Annotated in this window: 7 protein-coding genes; 6 read left to right on the forward strand and 1 reads right to left on the reverse strand. The window is 42.3% G+C overall.

The window, feature by feature from the left end; all coding sequences use genetic code 11:
• The 3 genes from QM738_RS12680 to QM738_RS12690 all read left to right on the forward strand — a co-directional run bounded on the left by QM738_RS12680 (position 1) and on the right by QM738_RS12690 (position 6750).
• On the forward strand, positions 1 to 3396 hold the full coding sequence (locus QM738_RS12680) for a VCBS repeat-containing protein (protein ID WP_462277096.1): 3396 nt from the start codon (positions 1 to 3) through the stop codon (positions 3394 to 3396).
• 50 nt (positions 3397 to 3446) lie between these two features.
• Positions 3447 to 5207, forward strand: coding sequence for a CRTAC1 family protein (locus QM738_RS12685; protein ID WP_462277097.1), 1761 nt, complete (start codon positions 3447 to 3449; stop codon positions 5205 to 5207).
• 82 nt (positions 5208 to 5289) lie between these two features.
• Complete coding sequence (locus tag QM738_RS12690) at positions 5290 to 6750, forward strand: FG-GAP repeat domain-containing protein (protein ID WP_462277098.1); 1461 nt, start codon at positions 5290 to 5292, stop codon at positions 6748 to 6750.
• A 192-nt stretch (positions 6751 to 6942) separates the two neighbouring features.
• Here QM738_RS12690 and QM738_RS12695 read toward each other — a convergent pair whose 3' ends face one another.
• Positions 6943 to 7878 carry a hypothetical protein gene (locus QM738_RS12695; RefSeq protein WP_462277099.1) on the reverse strand — a complete coding sequence of 312 codons (936 nt, stop codon included), beginning with the start codon at positions 7876 to 7878 and terminating at the stop codon, positions 6943 to 6945.
• Between the two features lie 160 nt (positions 7879 to 8038).
• Between QM738_RS12695 and QM738_RS12700 the strand changes: the two genes are divergently transcribed.
• The 3 genes from QM738_RS12700 to QM738_RS12710 all read left to right on the forward strand — a co-directional run bounded on the left by QM738_RS12700 (position 8039) and on the right by QM738_RS12710 (position 12159).
• Complete coding sequence (locus tag QM738_RS12700; protein WP_462277100.1) at positions 8039 to 10102, forward strand: glycoside hydrolase family 65 protein; 2064 nt, start codon at positions 8039 to 8041, stop codon at positions 10100 to 10102.
• A 92-nt stretch (positions 10103 to 10194) separates the two neighbouring features.
• Entirely contained in the window at positions 10195 to 10758 is a 564-nt protein-coding gene (locus QM738_RS12705) for a hypothetical protein (protein ID WP_462277101.1), read from the forward strand.
• A gap of 72 nt (positions 10759 to 10830) precedes the next feature.
• The gene (locus QM738_RS12710; RefSeq protein ID WP_462277102.1) at positions 10831 to 12159 is read left to right on the forward strand and encodes a vanadium-dependent haloperoxidase; all 1329 of its coding nucleotides are present in this window, start codon (positions 10831 to 10833) and stop codon (positions 12157 to 12159) included.
• Positions 12160 to 12167 lie beyond the last annotated feature (8 nt).

The following is a 12167-nucleotide window of genomic DNA, read 5'->3' on the forward strand; positions in this document are numbered from 1 at the left end:
TTGAAAAGAAGGGCCATCATAATAAAACATAGTACAGTTGCTGTAATAAAAACCTCCCGTAATTGGCGGGCATTTGTTTTTATATGGCTCATCATTGCATCCTGCAGTCAAAAAGAAAAAAACAAACAGGGAGCAACATTGTTCCAGGCAATGGATAGTACCGGCATTGTGTTTAATAATAAAGTGCAGGACAACGACAGTATCAACATCCTCAATTACCGTAATTTTTATAATGGAGGCGGTGTGGGCATTGCTGATATTAATAATGACGGATTGCCGGATGTTTTTTTTACAGCTAACCAGGGCGCCAATAAATTGTTTTTGAACAAAGGCAATTTTAAGTTTGAAGATATATCTGCAAAAGCAGGATTTACAGACAAGCAACAGTTCAGCACCGGCGTGGTGATGGCAGATGTAAATAATGATGGCTGGCTGGATATATATGTTTGTAATGCCGGCAATATGAATAATACTGGGTTGAGAAAAAATCAATTGTACATCAATAATCACGACCTCACATTTACCGAACGTGCGGAAGAATTTGGATTGGCTGATTCCGGTTATTCCACACAGGCCAGCTTTTTTGATTATGATATGGATGGCGACCTCGATTGTTTTATCATCAATAACAGCCCGGTAGCAGTAAGCAGTTTGGGCTATCCGCACCAGCGTGACCTGCTGGCGAGCAAATGGGCGGTAGCGGATAATCTAAAAGGCGGTGGTGATCATTTATACCGCAATGACAATGGGCATTTTACAGAAGTAACACAGCAGGCAGGCATTCATGGAACGCTGATGAGTTTTGGATTGGGTATAACTGTTGGCGATATCAATGGCGATCATTACCCGGATATTTTTGTATCCAACGATTTTTTTGAAAGAGATTATTTATACATCAATCAAAAGAACGGCACATTTAAAGATGAACTGGACGACCGGATGCAGCATACCAGCTATGCCTCCATGGGTGCGGATATCGGTGATATCAACAATGATGGCAATCCTGATATTTTTACAACAGATATGTTGCCCGCAGATGATTATCGTTTAAAAACCACGTTGAGTTTTGATGACATCGATCAATACCGGTTGAAAGAAAGAAATGATTTCCATCACCAGTTCTTACAGAATACGTTGCAATTGAATACGGGTGATGGCAGGTTTATGGATATTGCCAATTACAGCGGCGTTAATGCATCGGAATGGAGCTGGGGCGCATTGATGTTTGATGCAGACAATGATGGCATGACAGACCTGTATGTATGCAATGGTATTTTTCGTGATCTTACCAACCAGGACTTCCTGGATTTTGATGCCAATGCCATCAAAGAAAAAATGATCACAACAGGAAAAAAAGATCTTACAGAACTGGTGAATAAGATACCTTCTATTGCGGTACCTAATAAAATGTACCGGAACCTGGGCAACCTGAAATTTGCGGATGAAGGCGCTGACTGGGGCTTTGCACAAAATTCTTTCAGCAATGGCGCTGCCTATGCCGACCTGGATGGCGATGGCGACCTGGATATCGTGGTGAACAATGTGAATGAACCGGCGCTCATCTTTAAAAATAACAGCAGGGAACAGAATCACAATAATTATATCGGCGTTTCATTGCAGGGGATCGATAAAAATAAATTTGCGGTAGGTACAAAGATCATTGTATACGCCGGTAAACAACAACTGAGTAAAGAAGTAATACCCAGCCGCGGTTTTCAGTCATCGGTGGATTATAAACAGGTGATTGGTATAGGAAAAAATACAGCCATAGATTCTATGGTGGTTTATTGGCCCAACTTTACTTACACTACCATCATCAATCCTGCGATCAATAAAACGATCGTTGTACTACAGCAACCAAATGAAAAAAAAACTGGGCATCCTGCCGAAGAAAAAATAAAACCTATGCTGCTGCAGGTAACACCCGGTTTTGATAAACACCAGCAACCGGATTATACCGATTTTTACCAGGAAAAAGCCATACCGGAAATGTTATCGCACCAGGGCCCCAAAGCTGCGGTGGCGGATGTGAACGGCGATGGCTTGCAGGATATTTTTATAGGCGGTACGCCGCTACATAACGGTCAACTGTACCTGCAAACAGCCAATGGATTTGTAAAAAAAGATATTCCGGGTATGCAGCAGTTTGCAACATTTGAAGACGCAGCCGTATTATTTTTTGATGCTGATGGCGATGGGGATATGGACCTGTTCATTGGTGCAGGAGGAAATAATATTGCGCCGGGTGGAAGAGAATTGCAACACCGGTTGTTTATAAATGATGGCAAAGGCAATTTTACTATTTCGTACAATTCATTTCCGTTGAATAAAGATAATACGGGTGTTGCACTGGCGTATGATTTTGATGGGGATGGCGACCTGGACCTGTTTGTTGGTGCAAGATCCGTAACGCAGGAGTATGGCATCACGCCGCAAAGCCATGTGTACCTGAACAATGGCAAAGCTATTTTTACAGAACTACCAGAAAATAAATTAAGCGGTATCAATAATGCAGGAATGATCAGCAGTGCAGTAATGTGCGATGTGGATGGAGACAAAACAAAAGAACTGGTGATTGCAGGGGAGTGGATGAGCCCGCAGGTGTATGCTTTTAAAAAAGATCATTTTGAAAAGCTGGCAACCAACCTTGATAATTTATACGGGTGGTGGCAGGCTTTGGCAGTGGCAGATATGAATGGAGACGGAAGAGAAGACCTGGTGCTGGGTAATATAGGAGATAATTTCAGTTTGCACCCCGGTGAAAAAACTCCATTGAAATTGTGTTATGGTGATTTTGATGATAACGGAACAATCGATAAGATCATTACAAAAACGGTGGATGGAAAAGACAAACCTGTGTTCATGAAAAAAGACCTGCAGGATGAATTGCCCTCTTTAAAAAAGCAAAACCTGCATTACACTGAATATGCCACAAAATCTTTGCAGGAATTATTTACACCGGAGCAATTGAAAAAAGCAGTGATGAAACCGATCAATTATACCGCTTCAATCATTGCTGTAAACAATGGGAATGGTACATTTACCATCCGGGAATTGCCGGTGATGGTGCAGATGTCATGCGTAAAAGCAATAGTATGCAGCGACCTGGATAAAGATGGGCATCCCGATCTTGTAGTAGGGGGCAATGAATTTAATTTTCAGCCGCAGCTGGGCAGGCTGGATGCCAACAAAGGACAGGTTTTGATCAATGATGGGAAAGGAGATTTTATACTTTTAAAAAATGCCGAAGCAGGCTTGTCATTAAAAGGAATGGTAAGAGATATACAACCGGTTGTGTTTAAAAAAGAAACGGCATTCTTATTCCTGCAGAATGATGCAGTACCGGTTTTGTTTCAATTGCAGGCGCCGGTGGCGGGTAATAAAAAAGCGAATTAATATTCATGTATACCAGGATAAAAAATATTTTTAAGATTACTTGTTTGGGTATGGTAGCGGTTGCTGCTTCATGCAGCAGGCATGATGAGAAGCCTTCTGTACCTGTACCGGTGATGTTTGAAACATTGACGGATACACAAACGGGATTGCATTTTGCCAATACACTTACGCCCAACGATTCGTTCAATATGTTTCATTACATGTATTTCTACAATGGTGCAGGCGTAGGCGCAGGTGATTTTAATAATGATGGAAAAACAGACCTTTTCTTTGCTGCCAACCAGGTGGATAGTAAGTTATACCTGAATGACGGCAATTTTAAATTCCGCGATGTAACAGCAGCAGCACAGATACCACAGGACAGATCGTGGAGTACAGGCGTTTCCGTTATAGATATTAATAATGATGGCCTGCTGGATATTTACATTTGTAAAGTGGGCAATTATGAAGTACTGCATGGAAAGAACCAGTTGTTGGTTTGTAAAGGAATAAATAATGGCATTCCTGTATATGCAGATGAAACGGATCAATACGGGTTGGGATTTTCCGGTTTCAGTTCGCAGGCAGTATTTTTTGATTATGATATGGATGGCGACCTGGATATGTTCCTGTTGAATCATTCGGTACATCAGAACGGCACTTTTGCACCACGGGCTGATTTTTTGGGCACCTATAACGCATTGTCAGGTGATCGACTGTACCGAAACGATGGCAATAAACATTTTACGGATGTAACTAAAGAAAGCAGGATCAACAGTTCGGCCATCAGTTACGGATTAGGCATATCTGTTGCTGATATCAACCTGGATGGATGGCCTGATCTTTATGTAGGCAACGATTTTCATGAAAATGATTACCTGTACATCAACCAGCACGACGGTACTTTTAAAGAAGAATGCCAGCAGGATTTCATGCATACCAGCCAGTTTACCATGGGCGTGGATGTGGCGGATGTAAACAATGATGGATATCCCGAGATCATTGCAATGGACATGCTACCTTCTGATCCTTATATCTTAAAACGGTCATTGGGCGAAGATGAGTATGATATCTTTCACCATAAGATCGATATCGGGTACATGTACCAGTACACCCGCAACAATTTTCAATACAACCGGCGCAATGGTATGTTCAGCGAAGCTGGATTGTATTCCGGCATCTATGCTTCCGACTGGAGCTGGGCGCCGCTGTGGATGGATTTTGATAATGATGGATTGAAAGATCTTTTTATCTCCAACGGCATCCCCAAAAGAATGAATGATATGGATTATGCCAATTTTATTTCGGATGGGGAGATACAAAAACAATTGCATGCCAGCAAAAGCGGCGAGAAGGATATGGCGCTGGTCAATAAATTTCCCGAGATAAAAATTCCCAATCGTTTTTTCCGCAACACCGGCGATCTTCATTTTGAAGATATGAATGCTGCAGTGGATGGATCGCTGCCTAGTTTTTCTAACGGGGCGGTATATGCCGACCTTGATAATGATGGCGACCTGGATGTGGTGGTGAATAATGTGAACCAGCCTGTACTGGTATACCAGAATAAAAGCAATGATAAAAAAGACAAGCCTTATGTTTCGGTAACACTGAAAGGAGCAGCAACTAATGTAAATGCGATTGGTGCTAAAGTGGTACTATATGCAGGCGGTGGTATCAGGACCTATGAAAAAAATCCTGCAAGAGGTTTTGAATCCAGCATGGAAGAACCACTGCATATTGGATTGACCAATACAAAAGTGGATTCTGCATTTTTAATATGGCCGGATAATAGTTTTCAAAAGATTGATTCTTGCTTTAAAGCAAACTGAACTTACATTTAAATATGAAAAAGGCCTGCCTCATTTCAATTATACTAAAATAACCAGTTACTGGAAAAATGAAACGAGGCCGATGGAAGACATTACAGAACAAACCGGGTTGAATTATGTGCATAAAGAAAATCTTTTTGTAGAGTTTAACCGGGAATTTTTAATTCCGCACATGGTATCAACGGAGGGGCCGGCCCTGGCAGTGGCGGATATCAATCATGATGGGTTGGAAGATGTTTTTGTAGGCGCATCAAGAACCTATCGCAATGCCATTTTTTTACAACAACCCGATGGTAAATTCAGCACCGTGGCGCAACCCTCTATGCTATTGGATAGCATGAGTGAGGATGTGGCCGCTAAATTTATTGATGTAAATAATGATGGCCACCTGGACCTTGTAATTGCAAGTGGTGGTAACGAATATTATGGAAAGGATGAACATTTAAAACCACGGGTATATTTAAATGATGGCAAGGCGAATTTTGTAAAGCTGGAGAATGCATTCGGGGAAATTTATGAAACGCAATCCTGTGTTGTTCCTTACGATTTTAACGGGGATGGTTTTATGGATCTTTTTTTGGGTGGCAGGGTAGTTCCTTATAATTATGGAAAAACACCCCGTTCTTATTTATTACAAAATGATGGTACCGGGAAATTCAAAGATGTAACAGATCAATATGCTGCTGAGCTGGCCAATGAAGGGATGGTAACAAATGCTGTATGGTTCGATATTGATAAAGATGGTGATAACGATCTGTTGGTTTGCACCGAGTGGGGCGGCATTGATGCTTTTATCAATACCAGCAGGGTATTTGCAAAAAAATCTTTAAGCCCCAATAAAGGTTGGTGGAATTTTTTATTACCGGTTGATATCAATAAGGATGGCAACACCGATCTGATAGCAGGCAACCTGGGATTGAACTCCCGCATGCATGCTTCTTCAGAACAACCGGTACGGATCTACTATAATGATTTTGACGGCGATGGAAAAAATGAACAGATACTGACCTATTATGTAGAAGGCAAAGAAATTCCCTTTGCCACAAAAGATGAATTGCAGAAGCAATTACCCTTTTTAAAAAAGAAGTTTTTGTACGCGGCTGATTTTGCCAAAGCCAACCTGGATGAGATCTTTCCTTCTGATAAACTTAAAGAAGCGCAGGTATTGACTGCCGATTATTATGCCAATGCCATATTGATCAACAAAGGCAATTTAAACTTTACCACGCAGGCGCTCCCCTGGCAGGCGCAGCTCAGTTCTTATCGCACGGCTGCAGTAGTGGACGCCAATGGAGATGACCTGCCGGATATTTTGCTGATGGGTAATTACTATGACAACAATATCCAGATGGGCAGGAATGATGCTGACTTTGGAACGCTTCTTATCAACAAGGGCAATAATAAATTTGAAACGGAAAATATCAATGGCCTGCAGGTAAAAGGGCAGGTGCGTCATATTGAACCCATCACTATCAATCATAAGCCAGCTTTTATACTGGCGAAGAATAACGATAGCTTGCGAGTTATCCGGTTTGCGAAATAGCACACGGTCAGACGTGGGCGTCAGACCGTGCCTTTGCGTCTTTGTGGCAACTATTTCACAGCGCAGCGGTGAAAGAAAAATAAACTTTACGTTATAGGATGATACAAAATAAGACACGGTCAGACGGGGGCGTCAGACCGTGTCTTTGCGTCTTTGTGGCTACCGTTTTCACAGCGCAGCGGTGAAAAAAAATTACATCACCGGGTAATACAGCCGTGTTATCCACTTCGTAGTATCTGCTTCCACAGCCCTGTTGGTAATGAGTAATTGAAATGGAATAGCAGGACTGGTCCGCCTGGCATCTTCCCTGTAAATTTCCAGTTGTTTCATAGCATGACGGATGGCATAAGGACCGCCTTTGATATCACTGATCAGCATCTTGCCACCCGGCGGCATCATCTTAATATGGATATCACCGGTTTCAGGAACGGCCTTGCTAACGGGAAGGCCTACCATAAATTCATAATGTGCAGCATCGATCTGTTGCACATTCAGCATCGGCGAATTGGTAGCGCTTGCATGTTGACTCATCGCATAATCTTCCAGTTTTTTTACCTGGCTGTAAATAGCGGCCACACTGGGTTCACCGATACTGCTGCTCCTGGTACTGATCAGCAAAGAATCTTTTAAATGGATCTCTGTTACTTCAATGCCATAGATATTCAACGGATGTTCTAAATAAGTTTTCATTTCGTCCAGTATGCCGGCCATGCTTTCCTTTAACCTTTTTGCTGCATAATAATATCTTATCCTGCTGATAGGATCGGACCCTGCTTTAAAATTAGCCACCCAATACAAAGAGGAAGAATCTTTCGTCATTTCCAGCGGTATCAGGTTACTTTGGGTATTGATCTTATCCGAACTGATCCCGATCACATTGCCATTGAAGATGATCTTGTGTACACTGAAGTTGAAACCCTTGTACAAAAAACCGCTGTCTTTTTTAACCGCAACAGCCAGGAAACATTGGTTTAATTTTTCTTCATCGGTCAATAGTTTTGCAACAGCTGCACGAAAGGTCTTGATATACCTTACTTCAGATACCGTAATGGTGGCAGGAATGAAAATATAGATACTTCCAATGGCAATACAGGTAAGTAATAAAAAACCAATGATCCATTTCTTCATAGTAATAAGCAGGGCAAGTTTTTAAAAAGGAAAGTTAAGCAAAACAACTGCTCATCAGGCAATTCAAGGTATTTTAATTGAATGCAAACGATTGCTGTTTAAAAGTAGGCACACCATATTTCTTTGCAAAAGCGATACCTTTAAACAATAAATTTCGATTATGCTAAAGCTATGTGGAACCACTGTAATTCCCCAAAACAAAAGAACCATCCTTATCACAGTATTACTGATCTTCTCCCATGCTGTTTTTGCACAAGACGCCTGGAAAATTACGGCGGGTAATATAGATACTAAAAATTATTACGGAGTAACGGTTGCCAATGGTATGATCGGGATCGTAAGCAGTCCTGAAGCATTCAAAGTAAAAGATGTGGTACTGGCCGGCGCTTACGACCTGTACGGCCGCGGCCGGGTAAGTAATTTTTTGCGGAGTTTCAATCTCCTGAATATGTATATGGAAATAGATGGAAAAAGATTGAGCAATGCAGATGTGACCAATATGCAGCAAACCCTGGATATGCAGCATGCCAGCTTCACCGTTTCTTTTGAATATAAAGATGCTGCAACCATCAGTTATACTTACTATGCATTAAGGCAATTACCTTATTCGGTATTGATGGATATCAGCATCACGGCCAAAAAAGAGATCAATTTAACAGGCGCCAGTGTAATGGAAGCGCCGGATGCTTTAAAAGAGGTGCAGAATTATTACAATGAAATTGACCGGCCACATACTACCATCAGTTTGCTTACATCTACCGCTAAAAGCCCTACAGGTAAATTGCTGATGTGCGCCAGCAATGCCTTTATATTCAGCGAAGGGCATGGCAATGAGCCACGGGTGATACACGAAATGTGGGATAACAACATGCACCTGATGAAATTCTCTAAAAAGATAAGTGCGGGTATGCAATACCGTTATAGTGTGGTAGGCAGCTCTATCACATCGGCACATCACAACGACCCGCTGAACGAAGCAGAACGGCTGACCATATTTGCAAAGCTGCAGGGCAGGGACCGGCTGGTAGCAATGCACAATAGCGCCTGGGCGGAGTTATGGAAAAGTGATATCATCATTGAAGGCGATGCACAAAGCCAGCAGGATGTACACAGCATGTTATATCATTTGTATTCTTTTGTACGGGAAGGCACCTCTAACAGTCCCAGCCCGATGGGATTAAGTGGTTTAGGTTACAACGGTCACGTATTCTGGGATGCGGAATTATGGATGTATCCTGCAATACTGCAGTTGCATCCCGAAATGGCAAAAAGTATGATCGAATACCGGTACGAAAGACTGGAAGCGGCCAAACGCAATGCATTCGGCAAAGGATATAAAGGAGCGATGTATCCCTGGGAGAGTGCAGAAACCGGTGTGGAAGAAACACCGGTATGGGCATTAAGCGGACCATTCGAACATCACATCACTGCCTGTGTAGGCATTGCGGCATGGAATTATTATTGCGTAACACAGGATAAAGAATGGTTGCTGCAGAAAGGATGGCCCATATTAAAGAACACGGCAGATTTCTGGGCCAGCCGGGTAGAAAGAAATGGACCCGGTCATTACGATATAAAAAATGTAGTGGCGGCAGATGAATGGGCGGAGAACGTAGACAACAATGCATTTACCAATGCCGCTGCAAAAGCCAATTTAAAATATGCAACGGAAGCAGCAAAGCTGTTGGGTATAACAGCCGATGCCGACTGGATGAATGTGGCGAACAATATTCCCATTATAAAATTAAATGACGGTACCACGAGTGAACATGCTGCTTATAAAGGCGAAGGCATTAAGCAGGCGGATGTGAATTTACTGGCTTACCCGCTGAAAGAAATTACAGACAACAAACAGGTAAAAAAAGACCTGGATTATTATTCTGTAAGAGTGCCCAATGAAGGAACACCGGCCATGACGCAGGCCATCTTTGCATTGCTGTATGCAAGGCTGGGAGAAACAGGTAAAGCATTTCATTTTTTTAAGGATGCGTATGTGCCGAATTTAAATCCACCCTTCAATGTAATTGCCGAAACAAAAGGTGGCACTAATCCTTATTTTGCAACGGGCGCAGGCGGCATCCTGCAATCGGTATTGAATGGTTTTGGAGGATTGGAGATCACATCTTCGGGAATAATACAGCTAAAAACCACTTTACCCAATCAATGGAAAAGCCTCACGATCACAGGTGTGGGCCCACAAAAAAAAGTTTTTGTAATAAAATAAGCGATTTCAAACGTTTGCGGTGAAAAATTGCCTAAAAAACAGGCTGGCACTGAATTTTAACTGGATAAATATCCCTATTTTGCAGATAGCTGATGAGAAGACTAGCCACCATACTTTTATTACTGGTGTTTGCCTTTAACCTGTTCGGGTACAGGCTGTTCGTTTCTTTTATGGTAAAACAGGCCGACCATTCCCTGGAGCTGGCGCTGGATGAAAATGACTACAACGAAAGCGAACTCATCTCTGTAAAAAAATCCATCAACCTTCCTTATTACAACAATACAAAAGATTTTAAAAGGGCATACGGCGAAGTAGAAGTGAATGGCGTGTATTACCAGTATGTAAAATCCAGGATCTACAATGATTCGCTGGAAATGCTCTGCATACCTAATGTATCCAAGCAACAATTGCTGAATGCAAAAGACGATTTTACACAAACTGCATTCGACCTTCAGAAGGATACCAACAAAAAAACAGAAGGCAACGGTAAACTGTTCTCATTTATCAAATTACTCAGTGAATATGATGCTAACGCCGCATGGCAACTGGCTTCCAACTCGGTAAATATTGATCTTCAAACAACGGCTTATTATAAAGCCAACGCTGGTACGCTGCACAAAGCTACCATTGAACAACCTCCGGATACAATGCTCTAATACTATTGCCATACCGGCATCCCTGCTGAACAATGCTTAAAAGCTTCAGCAGTATCATCTATTAAATTTTATATGAAAAGATTATTTGCAGCGCTTGCTGTAGTATTGTGTATTGCTGCATGCAGCAGTCACAAACCCGTGCAGGCCACCTATTTTAACGATGCATTCAGTTATTCAAAAACTGTAAAACAACTGAACGAAGTGGTGAAATTTGTTGGCTTTCCGCCTATCGTGGCATCCCGTAATTATGTGTACGCCAATATTGCGGCGTATGAATGTATTGCAGCGGGATACCCCAAGGAATATTATTCGCTGGCAGGCCAGCTGAATGGCTTAACAGCAATGCCAAAACCTGCGGCTGATAAAAAGATCGATTTTGAATTTGCATCCCTGCTTGCTTTTTGCAAAGTGGGTGAAGCAGTAACCTTCCCCGAAGGAAGTATGAAAGAATACGTGGATAGCTTAAAATCCACTGCAAAGGATGATGGCATGCCCATTGATATGTTCAGCAATACCGTATCATTTGCAGATACCATTGCCAAAACCATACTGGCATGGAGCAAAAAAGATAATTATGCGCAAACACGCAGTGCCTCACGGTATACCGTACTCGATTCTCCGGGTAGATGGGTGCCCACACCGCCTGCTTATGCAAGCGCAGTAGAACCCCACTGGAGAGAAATAAGGACCATTGTAATGGACAGCGCCAGCCAGTTCACACCACCACGCCCTATACCTTTTAATGTTACGGATAAAAACAGCGCTTATTATAAACAGGTGATAGCATTAAAAAATGCAGTGGACAGTTTAAGTGAAGAACAAAAACACATTGCCGAATTCTGGGACGACCTGGGTGGTAAACTGAATGTAGTGGGGCATATCCAGTTTGTAACCAAAAAATTCTCACCGCCCGGCCACTGGATGAATATTGTAGGCATTGCTGCACAAAAGGCCAAAGCAAGTTTCAGAAAAACAGTGGCAGCTTATACACTTACCTCTATTTGTATGTTTGATGCCTTTATACAATGCTGGGATGAAAAATTCCGCAGCAATACCGTAAGGCCCGAAACAGTGATCAATAAATACATTGACCAGGACTGGAGACCTTATTTACAAACGCCGCCATTCCCTGAATATACCTGCGGGCACAGCACCGTATCTGCTGCATCAGCCGAAGCGCTCACCAAAATGTTTGGCGACAATTTCAATTATACCGATACCAGCGAACTGGAATTTGGTATTGCCAACCGTTCATTCAGATCGTTCAGGGCTGCAGCAGAAGAAAATAACCTCGCCAGGTTCTATGGCGGTATCCACTTTCACCCGAGTTGCCTGGTGAGTACGGAGTACGGAAGAAAAGTAGGCGACTTTATAACAGGAAAATTAAAACTCGAAAAATAAACCGTTGA

Source organism: Ferruginibacter sp., assembly GCF_049840995.1.
In the GTDB taxonomy this organism is placed as follows: domain Bacteria; phylum Bacteroidota; class Bacteroidia; order Chitinophagales; family Chitinophagaceae; genus Ferruginibacter.

Coding starts and splice junctions, on each gene's coding strand:
- QM738_RS12685 (WP_462277097.1), top strand. CDS start 3,447: ATGGTAGCGGTTGCTGCTTCATGCAGCAGGCATGATGAGAAGCCTTCT.
- QM738_RS12690 (WP_462277098.1), top strand. CDS start 5,290: ATGGAAGACATTACAGAACAAACCGGGTTGAATTATGTGCATAAAGAA.
- QM738_RS12695 (WP_462277099.1), bottom strand. CDS start 7,878: ATGAAGAAATGGATCATTGGTTTTTTATTACTTACCTGTATTGCCATT.
- QM738_RS12700 (WP_462277100.1), top strand. CDS start 8,039: ATGCTAAAGCTATGTGGAACCACTGTAATTCCCCAAAACAAAAGAACC.
- QM738_RS12705 (WP_462277101.1), top strand. CDS start 10,195: ATGAGAAGACTAGCCACCATACTTTTATTACTGGTGTTTGCCTTTAAC.
- QM738_RS12710 (WP_462277102.1), top strand. CDS start 10,831: ATGAAAAGATTATTTGCAGCGCTTGCTGTAGTATTGTGTATTGCTGCA.